This is a genomic window from Paenibacillus sp. FSL H8-0548, from assembly GCF_038630985.1.
Classification (GTDB): Bacteria; Bacillota; Bacilli; order Paenibacillales; family Paenibacillaceae; genus Pristimantibacillus.
Map to the genome: position 1 here is coordinate 1,232,927 of NZ_CP152049.1, position 22,080 is coordinate 1,255,006.

General features: G+C 44.1%; 22 protein-coding genes. 16 read left to right on the forward strand and 6 right to left on the reverse strand.

Annotation, left to right across the window (positions count from 1 at the left end; genetic code table 11):
* Nucleotides 1–109: 109 nt before the first annotated feature.
* The 6 genes from MHI37_RS05080 (at nucleotide 110) to MHI37_RS05105 (ending at nucleotide 6,590) form a co-directional block, all read left to right on the forward strand.
* Entirely contained in the window at nucleotides 110–1,231 is a 1,122-nt protein-coding gene (locus MHI37_RS05080; RefSeq protein ID WP_076339556.1) for a sensor histidine kinase, read from the forward strand.
* 25 nt (nucleotides 1,232–1,256) lie between these two features.
* A complete protein-coding gene (locus MHI37_RS05085; protein WP_076339557.1) occupies nucleotides 1,257–1,856 on the forward strand; it encodes a response regulator transcription factor in 600 nt (199 codons plus the stop codon).
* Between the two features lie 139 nt (nucleotides 1,857–1,995).
* On the forward strand, nucleotides 1,996–3,435 hold the full coding sequence (locus MHI37_RS05090) for a nicotinate phosphoribosyltransferase (protein WP_076339558.1): 1,440 nt from the start codon (nucleotides 1,996–1,998) through the stop codon (nucleotides 3,433–3,435).
* 504 nt (nucleotides 3,436–3,939) lie between these two features.
* A complete protein-coding gene (locus MHI37_RS05095) occupies nucleotides 3,940–4,962 on the forward strand; it encodes an S-layer homology domain-containing protein (protein WP_076339559.1) in 1,023 nt (340 codons plus the stop codon).
* A gap of 139 nt (nucleotides 4,963–5,101) precedes the next feature.
* Nucleotides 5,102–6,373: a transposase gene (locus tag MHI37_RS05100; RefSeq protein WP_342556499.1), complete on the forward strand. Its 1,272-nt coding sequence runs from the start codon at nucleotides 5,102–5,104 to the stop codon at nucleotides 6,371–6,373.
* A complete protein-coding gene (locus tag MHI37_RS05105; RefSeq protein ID WP_076334765.1) occupies nucleotides 6,342–6,590 on the forward strand; it encodes a hypothetical protein in 249 nt (82 codons plus the stop codon). Before MHI37_RS05100 ends, MHI37_RS05105 begins: the two co-directional genes overlap by 32 nt.
* 130 nt (nucleotides 6,591–6,720) lie before the next feature.
* On the opposite strand, the gene MHI37_RS05110 is transcribed toward MHI37_RS05105, so the two are convergent.
* From MHI37_RS05110 to MHI37_RS05120, 3 genes are all read right to left on the reverse strand, one after another.
* Entirely contained in the window at nucleotides 6,721–7,590 is an 870-nt protein-coding gene (locus MHI37_RS05110; RefSeq protein ID WP_076339430.1) for a tetratricopeptide repeat protein, read from the reverse strand.
* 27 nt (nucleotides 7,591–7,617) lie between these two features.
* Nucleotides 7,618–8,583 (reverse strand): ATP-binding protein, encoded by a 966-nt coding sequence (locus MHI37_RS05115; protein WP_076339429.1) that lies wholly within the window; start codon nucleotides 8,581–8,583, stop codon nucleotides 7,618–7,620.
* A gap of 540 nt (nucleotides 8,584–9,123) precedes the next feature.
* Entirely contained in the window at nucleotides 9,124–9,864 is a 741-nt protein-coding gene (locus tag MHI37_RS05120) for a hypothetical protein (protein ID WP_083676527.1), read from the reverse strand.
* A 259-nt stretch (nucleotides 9,865–10,123) separates the two neighbouring features.
* On the opposite strand from MHI37_RS05120, the gene MHI37_RS05125 reads away from it, so the two are divergent.
* Both MHI37_RS05125 and MHI37_RS05130 read left to right on the forward strand, forming a co-directional pair.
* Nucleotides 10,124–10,909 carry an alpha/beta hydrolase gene (locus MHI37_RS05125; RefSeq protein WP_076339436.1) on the forward strand — a complete coding sequence of 262 codons (786 nt, stop codon included), beginning with the start codon at nucleotides 10,124–10,126 and terminating at the stop codon, nucleotides 10,907–10,909.
* Between the two features lie 177 nt (nucleotides 10,910–11,086).
* Entirely contained in the window at nucleotides 11,087–12,991 is a 1,905-nt protein-coding gene (locus tag MHI37_RS05130; protein WP_083676526.1) for a sensor histidine kinase, read from the forward strand.
* 46 nt (nucleotides 12,992–13,037) lie between these two features.
* On the opposite strand, the gene MHI37_RS05135 is transcribed toward MHI37_RS05130, so the two are convergent.
* Together MHI37_RS05135 and MHI37_RS05140 are read right to left on the reverse strand one after the other, a co-directional pair.
* Nucleotides 13,038–13,286: an NHLP leader peptide family RiPP precursor gene (locus MHI37_RS05135; protein ID WP_256710692.1), complete on the reverse strand. Its 249-nt coding sequence runs from the start codon at nucleotides 13,284–13,286 to the stop codon at nucleotides 13,038–13,040.
* Between the two features lie 190 nt (nucleotides 13,287–13,476).
* Nucleotides 13,477–14,412, reverse strand: coding sequence for a hypothetical protein (locus MHI37_RS05140; RefSeq protein ID WP_076339427.1), 936 nt, complete (start codon nucleotides 14,410–14,412; stop codon nucleotides 13,477–13,479).
* A gap of 370 nt (nucleotides 14,413–14,782) precedes the next feature.
* Between MHI37_RS05140 and MHI37_RS05145 the strand changes: the two genes are divergently transcribed.
* The 7 genes from MHI37_RS05145 (at nucleotide 14,783) to MHI37_RS05175 (ending at nucleotide 19,737) form a co-directional block, all read left to right on the forward strand.
* Nucleotides 14,783–15,352 (forward strand): hypothetical protein, encoded by a 570-nt coding sequence (locus MHI37_RS05145; RefSeq protein ID WP_076339426.1) that lies wholly within the window; start codon nucleotides 14,783–14,785, stop codon nucleotides 15,350–15,352.
* Between the two features lie 80 nt (nucleotides 15,353–15,432).
* Entirely contained in the window at nucleotides 15,433–16,518 is a 1,086-nt protein-coding gene (locus MHI37_RS05150) for a Gfo/Idh/MocA family oxidoreductase (protein WP_076339425.1), read from the forward strand.
* A gap of 38 nt (nucleotides 16,519–16,556) precedes the next feature.
* The gene (locus MHI37_RS05155) at nucleotides 16,557–16,880 is read left to right on the forward strand and encodes a LapA family protein (RefSeq protein WP_076339424.1); all 324 of its coding nucleotides are present in this window, start codon (nucleotides 16,557–16,559) and stop codon (nucleotides 16,878–16,880) included.
* A 25-nt stretch (nucleotides 16,881–16,905) separates the two neighbouring features.
* Entirely contained in the window at nucleotides 16,906–17,820 is a 915-nt protein-coding gene (locus MHI37_RS05160) for an RsmD family RNA methyltransferase (protein WP_076339423.1), read from the forward strand.
* A gap of 31 nt (nucleotides 17,821–17,851) precedes the next feature.
* Nucleotides 17,852–18,055 (forward strand): hypothetical protein, encoded by a 204-nt coding sequence (locus MHI37_RS05165; protein WP_179090317.1) that lies wholly within the window; start codon nucleotides 17,852–17,854, stop codon nucleotides 18,053–18,055.
* Between the two features lie 260 nt (nucleotides 18,056–18,315).
* The gene (locus tag MHI37_RS05170) at nucleotides 18,316–19,011 is read left to right on the forward strand and encodes a hypothetical protein (RefSeq protein ID WP_076339421.1); all 696 of its coding nucleotides are present in this window, start codon (nucleotides 18,316–18,318) and stop codon (nucleotides 19,009–19,011) included.
* 81 nt (nucleotides 19,012–19,092) lie between these two features.
* Complete coding sequence (locus MHI37_RS05175; RefSeq protein WP_076339420.1) at nucleotides 19,093–19,737, forward strand: hemolysin III family protein; 645 nt, start codon at nucleotides 19,093–19,095, stop codon at nucleotides 19,735–19,737.
* 54 nt (nucleotides 19,738–19,791) lie between these two features.
* Here the strand turns inward: MHI37_RS05175 and MHI37_RS05180 are convergent, their stop codons facing one another.
* The gene (locus tag MHI37_RS05180) at nucleotides 19,792–20,622 is read right to left on the reverse strand and encodes a lipase family protein (RefSeq protein ID WP_256710691.1); all 831 of its coding nucleotides are present in this window, start codon (nucleotides 20,620–20,622) and stop codon (nucleotides 19,792–19,794) included.
* A gap of 148 nt (nucleotides 20,623–20,770) precedes the next feature.
* Here MHI37_RS05180 and MHI37_RS05185 point away from each other — a divergent pair, with 148 nt between their 5' ends.
* A complete protein-coding gene (locus MHI37_RS05185; protein ID WP_076339419.1) occupies nucleotides 20,771–21,739 on the forward strand; it encodes a Gfo/Idh/MocA family oxidoreductase in 969 nt (322 codons plus the stop codon).
* The last annotated feature ends 341 nt before the right edge of the window (nucleotides 21,740–22,080 follow it).

The window sequence follows — 22,080 nt, forward strand, 5'->3', positions numbered from 1 at the left end:
GCTGGTTTAACTTACAAGGAAAATAAGTGCGTGAAGAAATGTGTATGATAAAATGGTACTAACCATAATCGCAGCCGATGCTGGACTTTTCGGGAAAAAGGGGACGACCATGAATAAGTGGTATCAGATTTTTCATAAAAATACAGGTCTAAGCCCGTACGTTTGGGTCGTCTTCTATATTTTGCCGTTTTACTTTATTTTTCGCTCATCCTCACCTTATGAGGTCGTTTCAGGCTTTATTATGATTATTTTGTTTTTTATTTGCTATCGACTCTCCTTTGTCTCCAAGGGATGGCTTGTTTATTTTTGGACCAGTGTCATGATTGTCATATCGATTGCGATGACTTTGTTGTTCAGCTATGTTTATTTTTCGATATTTTTAGCCTTTTTTATAGGAAATGTCCAGAATCGAGCCGGCTTCTTTACACTGTACACCATTCATATTGTCACTACCTTTGTTACGGTCAATTACGGCTTTGTCACGCAAAATAGTTTGTTTTTCACACAGTTTCCGTTCATCCTGATCAGTCTTATCGTCGTTATTCTACTTCCTTTCAATACGTATAGCCGGATTAAGCAGGGACAGCTTGAAGGAAAGCTGGAGGATGCGAATAAGCGAATTTCGGAGCTCGTTAAGCTTGAGGAAAGACAACGGATTTCACGTGATCTGCATGATACGCTTGGACAGAAGCTTTCTCTTATCGGTCTGAAGAGTGATCTTGCAGGAAAGCTGATGCTCAAAAATCCAGCGCAGGCCCAGGCTGAAATTAATGACGTTCGCCAGACGGCAAGAACGGCGTTAAAGGAAGTACGGGAAATGGTCACCCAGATGCGGGGGACAAGGATAGAGGATGAGATGTTTCGTATAAAGCAGATTTTGATGGCAGCAGAAATCAACTGTACCATTGAAGGAGACCTGAAGCTTGGCAATACGAATTTATTGACTGAAAATGTGCTAAGCATGTGCTTGAAGGAAGCGGTAACGAATGTGGTTAAGCACAGCGGAGCGACCGCTTGTACCGTTACGATCGAGTCCACGCGTACCGAGCTGCTGCTGAAGGTAAAGGATAATGGTTCAGGTATTGCTGAAGCTGCTAGAAATTACGGCGGTCATGGTCTTCAGGGGATGAAGGAGCGCCTTGAGTTTGTGAATGGAAGCTTGGAAATTATTTCCGAAGGCGGAACAATGCTGATATGTAGAGTACCAAAAGTAATTAAACAAGGTTCATAACTAGTAAACGGAGGGATTGAGGGTTATGATTAGAATTGTTATTGCAGAGGATCAGCGCATGCTTCTGGGCGCCCTCGCTTCATTGCTTGATTTGGAAGAGGACATGAAGGTCGTCGGAAGAGCGAGTAATGGAGAAGACGCCATAAGTCTTGTTCATCAGCATAAGCCTGACATCTGTATCATGGATATTGAAATGCCAGCGAAGACGGGACTCGATGCTGCCGAAGAGCTCAAAGGCCAAGGCTGTAAGGTAATGATTTTAACGACATTCGCAAGATCAGGCTACTTCGAACGTGCGCTTAAAGCCGGTGTGAGCGGATATTTGCTGAAGGACAGCCCAAGTGAAGAGCTCGCTGACTCGATTCGGAGCGTGATGGCTGGTCGGCGTATTTTTGCCTCGGAGCTCGTGGACGAAGCTTACGGCCAAGAAAACCCATTGACCGAGCGTGAGAAGGAAGTGCTTGTTCTTGTAGCGGACGGTAAGAATACGAAGGAGATTGCGAGTGAGCTCTTCATTACGACCGGAACCGTTCGGAACTATATATCGGTCATTCTCGACAAGCTTGACGTCAGTAATCGAATCGAAGCGATTACGCGCTTTAAAGAAAAAGGCTGGTTCAAATGAAAGCATAGAAACGTACGCCAGTGAGAGTCTCGAGCGATCTCTAAGGCGTATTTTTGTTTCATAAACCAGAAGCCGTTTACGCTTCTTTGAGTGATTAATCCAGCTTCAGGAAATAGTAATAAGGAAGGGAGTTAATGGCATGAGCGATAACAATTTGACACTGCATACGGATAAGTACCAAATTAATATGATGTATGCGCATTGGCTGCAAGGGAGCATGAATGAGAAGGCGGTATTCGAGGTCTCTTTCCGCAAGCTTCCCTTTGGAAACGGCTTTGCCGTCTTTGCGGGATTGGAGAGAATTGTGCAGTATATCCGCTCCATTCATTTTGGCGAAGCAGAAATTGCTTATTTGCGGACACAGGAGGAAAATTATGCCGAGGGATTTTTGGATACGCTGCGTGAGCTTCGATTTACGGGCAATATCTATTCGGTAGAGGAAGGCACGCTCGTCTTTGCAAACGAGCCGCTGATTTGTGTGGAAGCACGTATTTTCGAAGCGCAGCTTGTAGAAACCGCAATTCTTAATATGATGAATTATCAGACACTTATCGCGACCAAGGCCGCACGTATTAAGTTGGTTGCGCAGAATGACATCCTGCTGGAGTTTGGTACGAGGCGAGCACAAGAAGCGGATGCGGCAATTTGGGGAGCGAGAGCGACTTATCTTGCAGGCTTTGATGCTACTTCAAATATGCGGGCGGGTATGCTCTTTGGCATTCCAGCGAAAGGGACGCATGCTCACTCCTGGGTGCAGGGACATAATACGGAGGAAGAAGCCTTCCATGCTTATGCGGATTCCATGCCAGATCATGTAACATTGCTAGTAGATACATATAATACGCTCAAAAGCGGGGTTCCAAACGCGATTAAGATTGGTCATTTATTGGAGAAAAAGGGGAAACGGATGAATGCTATCCGACTCGATAGCGGCGATCTTGCTTATCTCTCGCAAGAAGCGCGGAAAATGCTGGATGAAGCAGGGCTTGAGTATGTACAAATCGTTGCTTCCAATGACTTGGATGAAGGCATCATCGATAATCTTAAGTCGCAGGGGGCGAAGATTGATGTATGGGGTGTTGGCACAAAGCTGATTACCGCTGCAGATCAGCCATCTCTTGGCGGGGTGTACAAGCTTGTTGCCAGGGAGAAGGATGGAAGCTATGAGCCAGTTATTAAAATTTCGGCAAATCCAGAGAAAGTATCCACACCAGGCTTTAAGTCACTGTATCGTATTATTAATACGGATACCGGAAAAGCTGAGGCGGATTATATTGCACTTAAAAACGAACAGCATATAGAGCTAGGAGAACGGATTAAACTATTTGACCCCGTTCATCCCTACATTCACAAGTATATCGAACGCTATGAAGCGATACCGCTGTTAAAGCCTATATTCACCCAAGGAGAGCTGGTGTACAAGCTGCCAAGCTTGGAGCAAATCCGCAGCTATCATCGAGGGCAGTTTGAGCTTTTCTGGCCGCAATACTTGCGAAAGCTGAATGCAGAGGCCTACCGTGTCAACCTAAGTGAAGCCGTCTGGGAGCTAAAGCGGGACTTGATCCAGCGCTATCAATAGCTGACTGAGACTGGATGGAACAGCTTCAACCGTGTTCGACATGGCTAAGCGTGCAAGGTACATCGGACGGATGGATTGGAGAGAGGCGAAGGGTCCTGTTTTGAGCTGGGCAGGGAGCTCTATTACGGTTCGCTTTCAAGGCAGTGGCTTGACCTGTCAATTATGGTGAAGACAATTATACGATTGATTCGCAGCACTTCATTACTTCTTATTCGAGCAGGTGAATGCAGAGCGGGACGGTATGAGTGAAACGGGACATCCTAATGTGATCAGTCATGGACTTATGGCAGAGCAATTGCTTAGCGAAGTCAAGCAAAATAGCTGGTTGGTGAGGGATATACAGATAAAGGACACTTAGGCATACAAATGCCGAAGCTGTCCTTTTTTTTATATAGAAAAGTATAGGCGTGTTGAAATGGAATTTGATCGGAATAATAAAGGGATTTTGTACGATTTGTTGAATTAGTATCAGGTACATATTAGGAAATAATAGGAGGAAAGCTTGTGATTAGAAGTAAAAAGGCTTTTTTTATGATGATGCTGGCAAGTATAATGATGTTGTCTTTCGTACTGCCTGCTTCAGCGGCTGAAATACCGCAGGAGAACTACACGTATACCATCTCTAAGACAACCGGTGAAGTGAAAGAAACGGTAACCATTGAGGATACAGGTGAAATTTATGAGGATTTGGAAATTTCTTCAGTACTCGTTCCGGAAAATGCAGTTTTAACCGTCACAGCAAAGGTTGATCTCAGTGCTACGGTCATCGGATACAGCTGGGAAAAAGGTGTTTTAGTAGCAGAAGCGCTACCAATGACGATTAATGGCAAGGAAACGTCGGAGGAAGGTTTGCCTGCAAATACAACTGCCACAGTAACATTTAATCAAGGTGTTTCTTATTATGAGTTTTTCATATTTGATGAGAAAACAGAGGCTGTGTCCAGCCTTTTCTTCAAGATTGACAAGTGGATAGGAAAAAGCGATCAACCAGATGTTTGGGCTAAAACTGAAGTAGAGATAGCGATGGCAGCAGGACTTATACCTGCGGAATTGCAAAGCGGCTACAAGCAAAAAATAACCCGCGCTGATTTTGCGAAAATTATTATTAAGTTATTGGAAGTGCAAACCGGTCAAACGATTGATGCTATTTTAGCGGAGAATGAGCTTAGCCTTAGCGATAACCCTTTTACAGATACGACTATAAAGGAAGTTATTGCGGCAAATCTGATGGGTATCGTAAACGGTAAGGGCAACGGCAAATTTGATCCCAGCGGCAGCATAACAAGGCAGGAAGCGGCTGTTATGCTTACGAACACAGCAGAGGTGCTTGGTTATGATGTGCTGACAGATGCTTCTGCTTTTGCTGATAAAAGCAGCATTGCCAGCTGGGCTAAGACAAGCGTAGACTTTGTATTCATGTACGATATTATGAATGGAACTGGAAATAACAACTTTAGTCCAAAAGGAAATTATACGCGTCAACAGGCATATATGACGATTACTCGTTTGAATGACGCGCTGCAATAAAGGGAAATGTTAAGTTTAAAGAAGTCTCGCTCGATCTGAGAAAGATCATGCGAGACTTCTTTTTTTGTTGTTTAGGAAATTATGCGATGCTAAAAAATGTGGATAATCGAGTCGAAAAAATAAATAGGGGGGGATCGTTATGGAGAAGCGAGAAACATGGAAGAAACGAGGGATCGTGAAACAGATCTTGAAGGATCATTTTCATGGGTTTTGGGAACTTCATGCGAATCTATTCCCGGAAGAACTGCAGAAAGCGATACCGGAAGCCGTAAACAAGGCAACGCGATGCGGCACGAAGGATATGGGTTACGCGAGATATGAATGTATGGGTTGTACGGAGGGAAAACCGGAACCGGTCATTATCTGTTTTACTTGTAAGAGTCGGTTTTGTCATGGATGCGGAAAGAAATACACCGATGACTGGGCAGAAAAGCAACAGGAGCGAATCCTGAATGTCCCCCATCGTCATACCGTGTTTACGGTACCAAAAGAGTTGAGGAAATACTTCTTTGAGGATCGGAGTCGTTTGAACGAGCTTAGTAAAGAAGTGGCGAAGGTCATCCAATATTACTATCGGCGTAAAAATAAGAGCAAACAGTATGACGTGGGCGTCATTACGGTCATTCATACGTTTGGAAGGGATCTAAAGTTTAATCCGCATATTCATGCCCTGGTTACGGAAGGTGCGTTAGATTGCCATAAGCAGTGGAAGAGTGTGGAGTATATTTCTTTTACCTACTTGAGAAAGTCATGGCAGAAGCTACTTATGGATTTAATGTTGAAGTGGCATCCTGGCGATGCGAAGGTAAAAACGTTGGTAAACCAACTGTACAGTCGGTACAAGCATGGATTTTATGTCAACGCAGAACAACGAATGAAGGATGCCCGTGGAGCGGCCAAGTATATTGGACGTTATCTGGCTCGTCCGGCAATCGCAGAGTATCGCATTATAAAGTATGACTACCATACGGTACATTACTGGTACGAAGATCATCAGACAGGAAAGAGGATCGATGTCGTAGCCCCTGTCATGAAATTCATTTATGCCCTGGTGCAACATATCCCGCCGAAGCATTTTCGAATGGTAGGCAGGTATGGCCTGTACAGCAGAAGTAAGAATAAGGAGTCGCAAAAGATCGTTAACTTATGGCGGTACATGGTCCATAAACAGATTGAAATGACGTTCCCGCCGAAGGAAAAGAGAAGAAAGACGTACCGTCAGCGGATGTTGGAGACTTATGAACGGGATCCGATCGCCTGTCCCTGCTGCAAACAAACCATGTTGCTTGTGGTTATTTGGCATGCAGACTATGGGCGAATTTATTATTATGATGAGGAAAGTGAACGAGCGTATAAGAAGAAATGGGGGGTTCGGGCTAATGAACGAAAGGAAAGGCAAGAAACAGGATAGCGAAAAGGAAGAAGCTGTTGAACTATTTTCCTTTGATGATGAGGAGGAAGAAGTCTTTATCGATTATGTTTGCGTAGATTGCGGATGTTTAGATCCTGTGCCTGATTTCATCGTAGGAGAGTGTTCTTATGAATTAGGACCTGAGGAGAGTCCTGTGTTCGTATGCCCGGAGTGTAACGGAGACTTGGTGAGGAAGAAAGAGCCGGCGGAGAAGTAACCGTCGGCTAGTACGTAAATTCACCGTAGGTGATTTTGTTCTTGTTATAGGGGGAGTGCATGGCACGGTGATGGAGCAAGTACGCTGCAGTTAGCAATGGAACTCTCAGATTACAATGAGTCTCTCAGGGTCACCCCCGACGTCTCCAGCCAAATACTTTCACATGCACCAGTAACTTTGTTGTCCAATGCGTGAGGATATAAAGAACGATGAATAGGATAATGAATGGTCGGAACAAGATCCATAATACAATCCAGGAAACAATAATCTGCCATGTTTTCATTCTTTTCAAGAGATTTCCCGGCATGAGCATAATTCGATACCATTTATAATTTTTTTGTAGAGCTTCAAGAAACTGCTGGCGAATTTGTTTGTCATCCGGGTCAAGTCTGATCGCATTCTTCAGCATGAGCAAATAATCCTCATAGTCATTTCGCCTCTCGGCGGACCAGCCCAGATACATATAGACCATGTCTGACTCTACATCCAGTCGTAAAGCTTTGCTTGCGAGCAGCTTTGATTCAGAAAAATTGAGAAGCAAAGCTTCGTTGTAGCTCAGGTTAGCGATATACAGCGCATTTTCAGGAGAAATCTCAAGTGCTTTAAGCAATAAATCTCTTGCTTCCGCATATTTTCTCACCTTATTGTTTATATTGGCGAGCAAGAAAAAATAATGCGGCTCGTAAGGATCAATTCGCTGCGCTTCCGCAATTGCTTCAGCAGCAGCCTTAAAGTTTTGTTTTGTATAGTAAGCGTTGACGCGCACTAACCAGGCTAACTCATTTTCTGGATTACGCTGAAGTGATTCTTCTGACCAATGAAGGGCTTGATCTAGCTGCTCCATATGAAGGCAAACGTGGCCGAGTAGCGCATAAGCATAAGCGTCCTCCGGTGTATCCCGAATAAGCGCCATAGCTTCGTTTGTGGCATCCTGGTATTTTTTCCACTGCACGAGCTGTTGAATTCTCTCATATCGCTGACTGCTGGCGTCTTCTATCATGGATAAGGCTACCTCGCTATGAATGGATTATTTTAAACCGCTTTGCTTCATATAATCTAGAACGATTTGATAGTCTTGGTTCACATCGCTGAACGTTGCATAGTTTTTGGCAGTGGCAAACCAATCAAGCGTTGTCGCTTTACGCTGCTTGGACGCCTTCTTCAGATCATCCTGTGTAATTGGTTGGATCTCTCCAATTTCTAGCGTTCTCTCCAATGCGCTTTCGACAGCGTCCTTCACAATCTGCTCGAGATCTGCGCCGGAGAAATACTTTGTCTCCTTCGAGATTTTGCTTAAATCAAGTGAAGCAAGCGGTTTGTCAGCCAGCTTCAACTGTAAGATCGTTGATCGCTCGACTTCTTCTGGCGGTGGTACAAAGATCATATGGTTAAATCGACCAGGTCTGCGAAGCGCTGAGTCAAGATACCAAGGTGTATTCGTTGCGCCGATGACAAACACTTGATCATTAAACGTACGAAGTCCGTCAAGCTCCATGAGAAGCTGATTGACGAGAATGCGATCGTGGTGCTGACGCATTTGATTGCGGCTGCCGCCCATTGCATCGAGCTCGTCGATGAAGATGACGCATGGCTTATTCTCACGTGCTTTCTCAAAAATATCATGCAAATTATTTTCGCTTTGCCCCACATACATACCTAGAATAGCCTGCAGCTCAATATGCATGAAATTGGCATCAATTTCACCAGCTACTGCTCTGGCTAGGAAGGTTTTGCCGCAGCCTGGAGGTCCATATAGCAGCAAGCTTCCGCCTGCTTCCTTGCCATAAGCGGCAAAAAGCTCAGGCTGCTTCAGCGGCAAAATAAAGTTCATGCGAATTTTTTTCTTAACATCCTCAAGACCGCCAACATCAGCGAACGTCTCATTCGGCTTCTCTGACTCTACTAAATCCTTACCGTTCGCATCAAAATGAAGCAGCTTTAGCTTATTGCGACGGCGATTAGCAAGCTCATCGTGGTCGTTATGATCGGACATGGTCATCATCCTTTTATAAAGACATTATTTATCATATTATACCAAATTACGAGAGTGTGTTGGGTAACTTTGTATATGACTATGAAATCTTCATGTTTCTTAGGCTTTTAGGCTTTGGGGCATCGACTAACCGCGGGATTCTGCCATGTCACGCCAGCAGCACACTATTCCGCATAATAGATCTAAAAACTAGATCTAAAACCTGAGAATAGCTCATATCCGCAGAAATAGATCTAGAAACTAGATCAAATGCGCGGCAAACTCTGCCAAAATCCGTCAGCAGCACACTATTCCGCATAATAGATCTAAAAACTAGATCTAAAACCTCAGAATAGCTCAAATCCGCAGAAATAGATCTAGAAACTAGATCAAATGCGCGGCAAACTCTGCCAAAATCCGGCAGCAGCACACTTTTCCGCATAATAGATCTAAAAACTAGATCTAAAACCTCGGAACAGCTCAAATCCGCAGAAATAGATCTAGAAACTAGATCTAATGCGCCACAAGCTCCGCCAAAACCCAGGTCGACCTAACATTAGTTTAAAGAACTGTGCGAGCGGCTAATGCTGTTAGGCGATAGCTGCGAATGCGTTGTTTTCCTGAGGCTTGTTCGATTAGTTTATGTTGGAGCAGCAATTGTAAGTATTTAAGGGCAGTACAGTGGCTAATGCGAAGCTGTTTCTCCACATCCTTCGGACCGAAGGTGGCTTCTCGCTCGAGACGTTTCGCCCATCGCAGCAACTCACGCGCAGTTGCAGATAATTGTAATTCAAGTGCGTCTACTCTTCCGATGCCGTACAATTTACCAAGCAGCTGCTGAATAAACTGTTGGCATTGTCTTGGCCTCTCTCGTATGTCGTCATAAGAAAAGCGAACAACGATCCAATCATCCAGAATGAGCTGGTTTTGACGAAAGCGATCATCTGAAAATTTACGCCTCGAAGCATGCTTTTGATGCGGTCCGTAACCGTCAATTTCAATGGAGATTTGGTGAGGTGAGCGAATATAGGTGAAATCGAGAAAGCGACTGCCATCGCGATAATCATTGACTTCATACTCCGGATGCAAATGTTCAAAGCTCCCGAGTATAGGCCACCAAATAAGAGTTGCAAATAGCTGCTCGCCATGGTCGTCTCTGTCTACTAGCCTTCGTCTCCGCTCACTGTCTGCCTCTCGAAGCTCGATATGCGTTATAATCCAATTCTTATAAGCTTGCTCAACTAATAGGGCTCGATTTGTTGTGTTGTCCTTCACCAAATCTGACGGCTGTTGATTTACCATTGTCTCATCCATCTCCCATCCTAAAAACTAAAAAGCACACCGCTCCACTCCAGATTCTGGAGTACATGCGGTGTGCTTCACCTTATATCATTGTAGTTGAGCAATGGGCCGTTGTCATTAGGGGAAATGAGCTTGCTGCATGAATTTGCTAGAAGCAATGAGAGACGATACAATAAATATAATAGGTGCAACGATTGGAACCAGCAGGAAAGAGGATAGTGCTGCGTTAAGGAGCAGGATAGAAAAAGGAGTGCATGAAATGAGTGAGCGTGCAAAGGCTTTGCAGCAACCAAAGCAAGGCCGAGCTAAAAAAGTCTGGATATGGTCATTGGGAGTATTGCTTGTGTTGATCTTAATATTAGCCATTGTATATCAGACAATACTTTATAAACCGTCTTCTGAAGCGAAGACGGCGATGACGAGTGATGAGACCGTTACAGTAAGCGTTGGTCAGGCCGGCTACCGCTTTGAGCCTGCATCTAGCGATGCGGCAGTGCTGCAGCCAAACGTTATTTTTTATCCAGGTGGACTGGTAGATCCGAAGAGCTACGCGCCGTTCGCTCGTGAATTGGCAGAGGCTGGCCACCGGGTATATATTGCAACTATGCCGTTTAATCTTGCTTTTATGGGACAGAACAAAGCCGATGCGTTTATATCGGAGCATCCTGAAGAAAGCTATGTTATTGGCGGCCATTCCCTTGGAGGCGTATTTGCTTCCCGCTATGCAGCTGAGCATTTGGATCAAATCGATGGTGTCTTCTTTCTGGCGGCTTATGCAGAAGAGGCTGGCAGCTTAGCTGATGTTCAATTCCCTGTATTGCAAATGACGGCAACCAAAGATGGTGTGCTGAATAGAGAGGAATGGGGAAAAGGGAAACGTTATATGCCTAATCAAACGGAATATATTACGATAGAAGGCGGAAACCATGCTCAATTTGGCTCCTACGGTTCACAGAAGGGCGATAATGCTGCCACCATTACACTAGAAGAGCAGCAGAAGCAAGTAATTAGCGGATTGCTCGAATGGATGAAGAAGCTTTTATAATAGTAGGCTGCCCCTAAAGATTATTGTGATCTTAGGGGCAGTTTTCATAATATTTGATGTAAAAATATTCATATTAATTTTTTTTTGGAAAATTAGAATTTTGAGAAGGAGCTTTATCGAAGATTGTCGAAATAGAGTACGAAAGAAAGATTTGTATTTTTTTACACTCTGAGGTGCATGATGAAGTTTTGGTATAAATTCGTAATACTGTTTATTTTTTTGTTATTCATAGTCACTAGCCTTCCAGTCGAGGATTCTTTTGCGTTATCAGATTCAGCGACCACGAACATTACAGAGTGGGAAATGATCTGGGAAGAGGATCCGTACCGTGCTGCCCAAAATGCTGCTCCTACCAATGAAGCAAGCGGATGGCAATCTTTTTCCTCCGAGGATGATTTACCTCTAAAACCTGCTAACATTCACTCGGCGTGGCTCAGGTTTAAACTTCCTGCCAATGATTTTGCTAGGCCATCGTTATACATCACCAAACTTACCGCTAAAGATGTTTCTATTTTTATTAATAAAGATCTCGTGTATAAGTCGGAGAGAAACTATCCGTATAACAAAAATGAAATTTTACTGTCTGTGACGGAAAGTGAAGCTAATCAGATGGTTTATATTCTTCTTAAGACCAACTCTGATTGGTTAGGTTTAAATAAACCAATTATGCTTGGCGAAGAGCAGATGCTCAATAAGTCCTTTATGAAAAAGGAGATACTTGACGTCGTTATTGGAGGAGCGTTTATATTTTCATCCTTTGCCATGTTTTTATGTTTTATCTTCATGAATAAATCTTACCTTGCAGGATTAAATTCACTTTCCTTTGTTATTTTTTCAATAGGAGTAATGATACTTGCGTTATCTCCCTATTTGCATAGGGTATATAACGATTATGGGTTCGCTATTTATTATATGTTTGATATAGGTTCAGCTTTAGTGGTTCCGTCTCTATTTTTCTTTTTTGAGAGAATTTTCGGCAGAGGACCGCTGGGACTCATAACCCGCTTTAGAAAGTTCCAAGTCGTTCTTTCGATACTGACTGTTTTATTTCTATTATCTTCATTTTTCTCTAGTAAAATCGCTGAATCGTATATCGCAGTCACAACGATATCTTTTGCCTTCTCAATCGTTTTTGGTAATTTTTTAATATTATTTTGTTTGATCCGATTTTGTTTACAGCGAAATAGAGATGCACAAATTATAACGACAGGGTATGGCATTTTTGCGATCATCGGAGTTTTAGAAGTGATGTGGTATTTTATTCAGGGTATGAATTATGATTTGTTTTTGTGGAAATTTGGCATTTTTAGCTTTATTGCCTCGCTAGTTATTATTTTGGCAAGAAGGATAGTACAAAACTACGAGCAGCTAATCAGCTATTCGAAGCAGCTTGAGGTGTTTAATAACGAGCTGCAGCGATCGGAGAAAATGGAAATTATTAGCCAGCTGGCTGCGTCGGTTGCTCATGAGGTGCGAAATCCGCTGCAGGTGACAAGGGGATTTTTGCAACTGCTTCGGGGAACCTCCGTGAATGACAAAGAAAAAAGCTTTATGCTGCTGGCGATAGAGGAGCTGGACAGAGCTTCAGACATCATTACTGATTTTTTGACATTTGCCAAGCCTCAGATTGATCATACCGTCCTTTTGGATGTGTCAGAGGAGCTTCAGAAGATTGAGGGGATTTTAATTCCATTAGCGAATATGCAGGGCGGGATTATTAAAGTTGATTTATCTCCAAATCTTTATGTTCGCGGTAATTCTTCCAAACTAAAGCAAGCGCTAATTAATATTATTAAAAACAGTATCGAAGCATTAGATACAGGGGGAGTCATACAAATCTATACGTTTATGGATGACTCCAAAAATGTAATCATTAATATAAAAGACAATGGCGAGGGAATAGATGAAAAAGACTTAAAAAGATTAGGTGAGCCCTACTATTCGAAAAAAACGAAGGGAACAGGCTTAGGCTTGATGGTGACCTTCCGCATCATTGAAGTGATGCAAGGGAAGGTTGAATTTTTTAGTACGAAGGGAGTAGGGACAGAGGTTGTTATCCAGATACCTTCGGCAAAAAAATAGCGAGAGCTGCTCATATTCGAGCAGACTCACGCTTTTTTTTGTTATGTTATTGCCAAGCTGCGCCTTCAACATCTTCTTTTTTAGCAACCGTAGGATTTTGCGGAAGTACAAAATAAAGGTTTGTAGAAGTTTCTTCCACAATATTTATTTCAATTCCTTGAGGTACATCAATGCCAAAAGCTTCTTTTAATGCAGCTTTCGGATTTGCGAGAAGCTGAGCCTTAAATTCGGAATCTTCCCATGCTTTTTGAATAACGTTCTCCTGAGTTACTTGCTTTGTCGACAAAATGATCACCCTTTCAAATTATGTATAAGATTACCAAATAAGTATATCATGTAGTTTCGGGAATATCTACAATTAATTCAAATTTTCGACATAAAAGGTGTGTTTAATAGTTTTCATGCAGCTTGACATAACAATAATAGGGGATAATATGTCTATTCGTGACTGCTGCCCATAGTTCCAAAAGTCTTTTTAGTCCTATCTATTCTTTTTCCAAACTAACCAATAAATAGTTAAAACCGCCAGAAAGCATAAGTCTCTTATTTGTATCTATCGTCTCAGCCTGTTGGTTCAAATGGTTTACTAGATAGGTATGAAAGTCTACTAGCTCAATAGCGTTAGTATCCAAAGCGACTAGCTTCTCGTGATGAACGGCCGCAAGCTGAGCGAAGCGCTTCATGCAACCCCTAATGTAAATGGCATTTTCAGCGTCTTTTTCCGTCAGTTTTCTTTCTAAGTTCTGCTCAGCAGCAATCATTGCAAGTAAGCCATTATAGCTGCCTTCTGCGAGATCCTCCTTCCAGTCTGCGTAGTCGTCGGACATTTGAAGTGTCATTAACACAATGTCGATGGCTTGCTCGAGTTTTTCAACTTGTTTCTGGCGTCCTGTTAACAGAAGCGCGCCGGTGCTGGCAATTTTGACAGGTCCTGCTTTACCCGCGGTTCGTATGGGCGAGGTCATGAAAAAGTTTTGCCCAGCTTCATTTATTACGCTATCTGACCATACGGTCACATAATGGTCGTAGTAGCTCCAAAATGGCGAATCTGACGGAAATAATTGGCGAAATACACCGAACATCTCAAGCAGGAGCAGATTTCCAAGCGCTAGCTGCTCTTTCCATTTGGCTGTAGGGATATTGTCCATCAAATCATCCTGAATAAAAAAATAAAGCATTCCATATACATTAGCTTTAGCAAGGCTTTTGCACTCAGAATCGCTAATACCGCTCGCTTCTTTGATCCAAAAGGGAAGAAGGCTGCAAATATAATCTTTGCGGCTCTCATGCTTCACGGGATTGAACTTGTCTGCATAAGCAAGTCCGATATGATTAAGCGGCTCGGGAAAAAGGGAAATCCGATCTTCGGCTTCCTTATATATTTGCTCCAGTTGTGTGATATAACGGGTGTACCAGTTCATTGCAACGCCCTCCGTTAATGTTAAAATGATTACAAAGGCTATACTATACTACGAAATGCTGCATATAATAGAAACTAAATAGTAAGTGCCTTTTCTACTATATCATTTTCAAAATAAGTAAATGTTAACATTTTTTGAAACAAGAGTGAGAAAGATCGAACTACTTATTGAGTAAAACATGAAAATCCAGTAAAATGAAGAAAGGTTATGGAAATAGGAAAGTTTCATAGACCACCCTTTGTCAGGCTACACTCGCAAAACTGGACTAAGGTCGAGGATCAACCTATTACCTGAGCAGGTTTAGAATTTAGTTCTCCTGCATTAAAGTTAATACCTAGATGAAAGTTCTTTAATGTGGAGGTAGTATTGCATGAATAGAGATGTGGAAATTTATGTGCTCTTAACGAATACGGGGACATTGTTTTCAAAGACGATTAGATGGTATACGAAAAATATGCTAAATCATGCTTCTATTGCATTTGATAGTGATTTGAATGAGGTATACAGCTTTGGCAGGAAAAATCCGAGCAATCCTTTTTTTGCAGGCTTTGTGAAGGAAGATGTGCGAGGCGAGTTTTTTGAGAATTCAACCTGTGCACTATACAGATGTACAATTAGTCATTGCGCTTATATTCATATGAGAAATCAAATTCAGTATATGGAAAAGAACCAAGACCAATACAAATATAACCTGCTTGGCATGCTAGGGATTATGCTTAATATTGAGATGAAGAGAGAATACGCGTATTTCTGCTCACAGTTTGTCGCATCGGTCTTTGAAGAAAGCGGTGTTAACTTGGTTAATAAGCCATCGTTCTTCGTTACACCTGCGGATCTGGAGAACACGAATCTGCTTGAATTAATATATCACGGCAAGCTGCAAGCATACACAGGCTGCCAAGAGGAAATAAAAGCTACAGGAACTTTCCAAACTGCATAAAGAAGATCTCTCATGTGGAGATCTTTTTCTTTTTTATTGGAAAATACAGATTAGATTAATTTGCAGGGGGCAGTATTACAATGTCAATGATAAGCTTTGGAATTGTTGGTGGAGGCTGGCGTGCAGAATTTTATATACGGATTGCTCGGGCGCTGCCTGAGCGGTTTCATATTCATACCATGCTCGTACGAGATGAAGAAAAGGGACGAGCTATTGAAGAAAAATGGGGGATACCAACTGTCCGAACGATGCAGCAATTTGCGGCGGAGTCTGACAAATTCAGCTTTGCAGTAGTATCCGTTCCGAGAACGATAGCACCGGAGATCATCCGTCAATTAGCCGAGCGGCAAATACCTGTTCTGGCAGAAACGCCGCCGGCAGCTGATTTAGCCATGCTTACCGCGCTTTACAGCTCATTGCCGAAGGACGCTAAGGTACAGGTGGCAGAGCAGTATTTGTATCAGCCTATGCACGCAGCTCGGATTCAGATGGTACGCTCCGGGAAGCTGGGCGAGGTAACACATGTACAGGTTTCTGTTGCCCATGATTATCACGGGATAAGTTTGATTAGACAGCTGCTAGGTGTACGGTTCGAGTCGGCAGTTATTACCGGCCAGCAATTTGAATCCATAATTATGCAAGGCCCAAGCAGACAAGGCGATCCACAAGTTGAGAGAATGGTTCAATCGGTTCAGAACATAGCTACATTTCGTTTTGGCGACAAGCTGGCAGTTTATGATTTTACGGGAGACCAATATTTCTCATGGATAAGACGCAGCAGAATGCTCGTTAGAGGCAGCACTGGCGAGCTTGTAGACTGTGAGGTGAGCTATTTAAAGGATTTCGAGACACCTATTCATACGGAGCTTAGAAGGGTAGATACTGGTCATCACGGCAATCTGGAGGGCTATCATCATCGCGGCGTGATCGCCGGCGGAGAATGGCTGTACCAAAACCCAGTCGCTCCTGCAAGACTAAGCGATGATGAAATTGCAATAGCTGCCTGTCTATTGAAAATGGGAGACTATGCTGCTGGCAAGGGCTCATCCTTTTATAGTTTAGCGGATGCCTCGCAGGATCATTATTTGGCTCTATTGATGGGGCAAGCGATTGAGTCGGGAAAAACGGTCCACACCGAGAAGCAAATATGGATGTATGGGGAATAAGGTTTGTGGTATGATTTTGCAAAAGGGAGGGGATCGGCGTGAAGGGACAGGGAATTCTTATATCTGCCTTAGTGTTCGCGCTTCTCATTGCGATATTTGCCGTGATCAATGTTGAGCCGGTACACGTAAACTTCTTATTTACGAAGACTACGCTTCCGCTAATTCTCGTAATTTTGGGATCGACGCTGCTTGGAGGCGTGACTGTTGCGATGTTTGGCATGTTTCGTCAAATCCGATTTAAACGGACAGTCAAAGCTTTAGAGAAGCAGATTGCCGAGCTGAATGCTGAGGCAGAGCAGTTTGGGCTATCGAAGGTTAAGCTTCACACTGAGCAGACGGCAGCAATGCCGCAGTCTGAATAATTTATTTTGGATCGCGAGGTCAATCATGTTTATTTATACGTATGCGTGCCATGAGGATGAAGCGGCCTTGTGCGAGCTTGAATTACAAATGCTGTTTGATCATAAGATAAATGGGGGAGCAGTAAGGAGTTCCTATGAGGTCTCTGTTGATCGAAGCCCGTTTGTGAAGCGTCGTATTGCGGCAAGGTATCAAGCTGACAGTCTCGAGGAGCTGCTTTTGCAGCTGTCGTTGATTGAACTGAACGGCAAAACATTCAAGGTGCTGTTCACTACTGGCGACGAGCCTATTCCGTATGAGGAGCAGAGGCAGCTAGAGCGTGCTGCCGGCGCAGTGATGAACGGGAAAGCAGATATGCGGCGTGCTGAGCAGTTGTTTGGTTTAACGAAGCTTGCGGGCCGCTGGTATTTTGGGCAAGTGGAGGAGAACGGCGCCATCTGGCTAAAGCATCAAAGCAAGCCGCAAAATTATTCGACTGCGCTCCCGACCAGAGCGGCACGTGCGATCGTTAATATTGCAGCTGGGAGAAATACGCAGCAGCAGCTGATCGATCCATGCTGCGGAATGGGCACCGTTCTTATTGAAGCGATGTCGATGGGCATTGATATCGAGGGGATCGATCTCAATCCGCTTGCGGTGAAGGGCGCACGTATTAATCTGGCCCATTTTGGCTATCCGGATCGGGTTAGGCTTGGCGATATGAGGCTAATGGAGAAGCAATACGATACGGCGATTGTGGATATGCCTTATAATTTATGCTCCGTATTGCCGGAGGAAGAGCAGCTTGTTATGCTCGAGAGCATTAGAAAATGTGCAAAGAAAGCGGTCATAGTTACTACAGAACCAATACTGCCACAGCTGGAAATGGCTTCTTGGCGCATAGCGAGAAGCACAACATTAAGTAAAGCCTCTTTTACCAGATATATAAGTGTAGTAGAATAAGACTATGTAGTGCATGAAGCGAGGTGAACCTATGTCTACAATCGATCAAAACGAATCTGCCGAGCAGCCAAAGCAGCTGACTCAAGCAGAGAAAGCGAAGCAGTTGCTCGCTCAGAAGAAGCAAAACAAAGCAGGAGGAGCTCCTGGCCAAACGCATCTATCCACAGGGACGCAGGCGCTGAAGAGCCAAAATACGAAGAAGGTCAACAACCAACGTAAAAAAATGGGTGTATAGATGCCGGACTCGTACGATAAGATGCAGCAATAGAAACGAGGAAGAGCGCCGGCTGGCAACAGCTAGGCGTTTTTCTTTGTTGAAATATAGGAAAGTATGTCATTTCGCCATGCTTTCTCTATATTTCTCCGGAATGAAACGCGCTGGCGCCATAAGAACAGCGACAGCCGTTTCACCTTGGATATAATATACAAGAATGAATTCTATAGCAATCCCACATAATGAATATACGTCAATGATTAGTTGCGGAGGGATTCGTTATGACGGCGACCAAACCATCAGGAATGAATATTTATTTGCTTGCCGGTGTGGCAACATCCAACAGTATCTTTACCGAATGCAAAATAAAGCTCGAAAAAATGTTTCAATCGGAAGGAATCGATCCTGTTGTCCATGTTGTTTTTCCGTATGGGGATGCGAGCCGCAGTCTGGTGAGGCAGGTTCTAGAGGTGAGAAGCGACCTGTCCAACCGTCTGACGGCTGGACGTATTGGCGGACAGCAGGCGCTTGCTAAAATCAAAGAGACACTCACGGGTGAGCGGCTTCTTCTCATTGGACACAGTGGCGGTGGAGCAGCTGCTTATCAAGCGGCTAAGATGCTGTATGAGCAAAATCAAGTTGAAGATTTCCGCATCGTTCAGGTAGGCTCGCCAAGAACGCCTATCGAGCCAAAGCTGCAGGAGCGTGTCAGCTATTTTCATTCGATTGACAGCTTGGGAAAGCTCAATGATCCGATTAGCCGTATTGGCACATGGGGCGGCTGGAGCAAATCGAGATATGCAGTACCTAAGTGGAACCGGATGAAATATGCTCCCGGCTATGTGGAGGGCATACCTACGGTAGGAGGGCATGCGGACTATTTTCGCCATACACAGGACTTTGCTGATCAAGAGGCCATCTGCAATTTGGATAAAACGGTTGATCGGATGCGCGGTTGGTTGAAAGGGTGGTTGTGATCCTATACACTAAGGGAAGTAAGCGACGTCAACATCTTTATCGTATGACCGCTTGCTTTCATCTTAGGAGGTGAGCAGCCGATGGCTAATACACATACGTATTCCAAAAGGGAAGAAGTTGCAAACGCAGTTACACATGGAATTGGGGCAGTTTTGAGTATTGCGGCGCTTGTAGTGCTGATAGTATTCGCTGCAACAAAAGGAACGGCCGTTCATGTCGTGAGCTTTACCATTTATGGGTCAGCCATGCTGCTCCTCTATGCGGCGTCTACACTCGTGCACAGCACACCAGAGGGAAAAGCGAAGCGGGTGTTCGAGTCGCTGGACCATTCCTTTATTTATGTGTTTATTGCTGGAACTTATACACCTATCCTATTACATATCGTGCAAGGTAAGCTGGGTTGGGTGCTTTTCGGAATCGTCTGGGGAGCTGCTGTAATTGGCGCAGGCTTCAAAGCTTTTTTTGCTTCGCGTTTCCTGTTTACTTCAACAATCCTCTATATTTTGATGGGCTGGATTATTGTATTTGCATGGAAGCTACTCACCGAGCATCTTGCACCAGGCGGGGTACAGCTGCTTGTGACAGGAGGCTTGCTGTATACGTTTGGGACGGTGTTTTATATGTGGCGCAGCTTTCCGTATCATCATGCGGTGTGGCATTTATTCGTCTTGGCAGGCTCGATTGTTCATTTCTTTGCTATCCTGCTTTACGTGCTGCCCGCTTAGGAAACGCTAGAGGCAAGCAGGCTAGTCGGGAAATAATAAATGGCAATGGCTTGCCTAAAATGCAATAGCCGGACACCAGCCAGGCGGGTCATTGCAAATGGTTATGGCAAAAGCGGGATCCTCGTTCGCAAGATCGGCAAAATAGTTGGATAATATATGATTGCCAGAAACCGAGCCCATTCGAAATGAACGTGGAACCTCGCTCCCTGCATGCATGTAGTAATAGGTTTGTTTAGTTTTGGGAGGCTGGTAGACGAGCGTAGGGAGATGTGGTACGATATCAAACTCGTTCTGCAATCGCCAGTGTGTAGCAATCGACGCATTGTAGCTGCCCGCAAATTTAGGATCACCGACTCTTGGAGCGCCATAAGTGTATACAATAGGAGCTGTAAATTCAGAGTTGTTAGCCAAATCCAAAGCTGCGAGCGTTGCAAGTGCACCGCCTAGGCTATGACCCGTAATGAACAGTGGTTTATCTGAAGGAAGCTGACTAATAATCTCAAGAATTTGTACGCGGGCAGACATATAAATATCGGTAAACCCTTTGTGAGTAAGACCTGCATTTTTGACGGGACGATAGGCCGTTTGCTGTGCAATAAAATCAGATACCCAATCAACAGCAGAGCCGCTGCCGCGAAAAGCAAGGATCGAGGCTCGTTCTGAAGTGAGCACAAAACCGAATCTTTCCTCGCTGTTATCATATGCTTTGGCTGTAAATTCGCTTGCTAAGCTGTAGGGTCTTGGCACAAGAAACAGTCCGTCCTTATTATTGTATTGCATGTACGTTTGTCCGCAAACCGCAGCTAGGAATAGGGCAGTTCGAAGATCAAGCTCCTGTGGTTCTTGTGTGATTCTCTTGCTTGTTCTCATATTGTTTGTTGTCATAACATCCCTCCGCTCATACAACGCCAGCCTTACCGATAAAATAGTGTATGTTGGAGGAGCAGTATAGGTACCTGCGTATAAAAATAGACTTTTTACTAGAACTGCAAGTATAATCGGAGAGTAACCCATTACGAAAGGGGATTCATTCATGTCAATTCAAATAGGTATTGTTGGTACAGGCTGGTTCGGCATGATGCATGCTGAGAAGCTTGCAAAGCTGGATGGTATTCATGTAACCGCTTTTGTAGCTACAAATCAGCAGAAAGCAGATGTAGCTGCGCAAAAATTTGATGGTGCCCGAGGTTATGATTCTGTTCAAAATATGCTCGATGATCGCAAGCTCGATGCAGTATACATTTGTGTTCCTCCTTTTGCGCATGGAGAAATTGAGAGTGCATTGCTAGAGAGAAACATTCCATTTCTGGTAGAGAAGCCTATTGGAGTAGACGAGCAGCTGCCTTCCTCCATATTGAAAGGAATTGAAGATAAGAAGCTGATTACATCGGTAGGCTATCACTTCCGTTATATGGATGGAACGGACCGTGCCAGAGAGCTGCTTCGCGAGCGTACGACGCTAATGGCACTTGGCTATTGGATGGGATCGATGCCTGGCGTAAGCTGGTGGCGCAAGATGAGCGGCTCCGGCGGACAATTTGTGGAGCAGACGACACATGTTGTAGATTTGCTTCGCTATACCGTTGGAGAAGTAACCGAGGTTTATGCAGCGTACGGTGAACGTTATATGAATACGATCGAAGAGGGTGTTTCCGTCCCTGACGTAGGTACGGTTACGCTGAAGCTAGCAGGCGGTTCTGTTGCTACCATTAGCAATACATGCGCAATTCCAGCAGGTGATCGCGCCGGACTACATATTTATACGAATAAAGGTGTGCTGGAGCTAGGGCATCATGGACTTGTTGATATCGAAGCGGGCCGCAAAACGGAATACGCTAATCGTACAGATCCTTATGAGTTGGAAAATGAAGCTTTTCTTCACGCTGTCAGAACTGGAGATACATCACGGATTCGTTCCTCCTATGCAGATGCTTATTTGACGCATCGGGTTACGCTTGCTGCCAATGAGTCTGCGCGTACAGGACTGCCAATTAAGCTATAAGCAAACTATAAAAAAACGTCCCTGAAGGCATCGAGCCTTTGGGGACGTTTTTTCTCGAAATTCGCCTCTATGCCTCCGAACTCCGCGATTCATGCTGCTTGTTGCATAGCCGCATATTGCCGTGGCAAATCACCAACCAGCAACCTACGATGTACTTTTGCAGTAGAAACCTCACATGAGGGTGGATACGGGAAGCTACATTGCAATTATGCAGCAGAATTAGCTTGCAACGACGATTTCCCCCCTCAAAGCATGAATTCTGCTGTAAAAAGTGCAGTCTGCGTGAGTAAGCAAGGGTTGTTACAACAAATCTAATGTACAAAGTGCAATGTAGCTAAGTT

Excerpts from the sequence above, each read along its gene's own strand:
- MHI37_RS05160 (WP_076339423.1), top strand. The coding sequence starts at position 16,906 with ATGTTTATTTATACGTATGCGTGCCATGAGGATGAAGCGGCCTTGTGC.
- MHI37_RS05150 (WP_076339425.1), top strand. The coding sequence starts at position 15,433 with ATGTCAATGATAAGCTTTGGAATTGTTGGTGGAGGCTGGCGTGCAGAA.
- MHI37_RS05180 (WP_256710691.1), bottom strand. The coding sequence starts at position 20,622 with ATGACAACAAACAATATGAGAACAAGCAAGAGAATCACACAAGAACCA.
- MHI37_RS05165 (WP_179090317.1), top strand. The coding sequence starts at position 17,852 with ATGTCTACAATCGATCAAAACGAATCTGCCGAGCAGCCAAAGCAGCTG.
- MHI37_RS05130 (WP_083676526.1), top strand. The coding sequence starts at position 11,087 with ATGATGAAGTTTTGGTATAAATTCGTAATACTGTTTATTTTTTTGTTA.
- MHI37_RS05100 (WP_342556499.1), top strand. The coding sequence starts at position 5,102 with ATGGAGAAGCGAGAAACATGGAAGAAACGAGGGATCGTGAAACAGATC.
- MHI37_RS05115 (WP_076339429.1), bottom strand. The coding sequence starts at position 8,583 with ATGTCCGATCATAACGACCACGATGAGCTTGCTAATCGCCGTCGCAAT.
- MHI37_RS05170 (WP_076339421.1), top strand. The coding sequence starts at position 18,316 with ATGACGGCGACCAAACCATCAGGAATGAATATTTATTTGCTTGCCGGT.
- MHI37_RS05140 (WP_076339427.1), bottom strand. The coding sequence starts at position 14,412 with ATGAACTGGTACACCCGTTATATCACACAACTGGAGCAAATATATAAG.
- MHI37_RS05125 (WP_076339436.1), top strand. The coding sequence starts at position 10,124 with ATGAGTGAGCGTGCAAAGGCTTTGCAGCAACCAAAGCAAGGCCGAGCT.
- MHI37_RS05105 (WP_076334765.1), top strand. The coding sequence starts at position 6,342 with ATGAACGAAAGGAAAGGCAAGAAACAGGATAGCGAAAAGGAAGAAGCT.
- MHI37_RS05185 (WP_076339419.1), top strand. The coding sequence starts at position 20,771 with ATGTCAATTCAAATAGGTATTGTTGGTACAGGCTGGTTCGGCATGATG.
- MHI37_RS05120 (WP_083676527.1), bottom strand. The coding sequence starts at position 9,864 with ATGGTAAATCAACAGCCGTCAGATTTGGTGAAGGACAACACAACAAAT.
- MHI37_RS05145 (WP_076339426.1), top strand. The coding sequence starts at position 14,783 with ATGAATAGAGATGTGGAAATTTATGTGCTCTTAACGAATACGGGGACA.
- MHI37_RS05090 (WP_076339558.1), top strand. The coding sequence starts at position 1,996 with ATGAGCGATAACAATTTGACACTGCATACGGATAAGTACCAAATTAAT.
- MHI37_RS05085 (WP_076339557.1), top strand. The coding sequence starts at position 1,257 with ATGATTAGAATTGTTATTGCAGAGGATCAGCGCATGCTTCTGGGCGCC.
- MHI37_RS05110 (WP_076339430.1), bottom strand. The coding sequence starts at position 7,590 with ATGATAGAAGACGCCAGCAGTCAGCGATATGAGAGAATTCAACAGCTC.
- MHI37_RS05080 (WP_076339556.1), top strand. The coding sequence starts at position 110 with ATGAATAAGTGGTATCAGATTTTTCATAAAAATACAGGTCTAAGCCCG.
- MHI37_RS05175 (WP_076339420.1), top strand. The coding sequence starts at position 19,093 with ATGGCTAATACACATACGTATTCCAAAAGGGAAGAAGTTGCAAACGCA.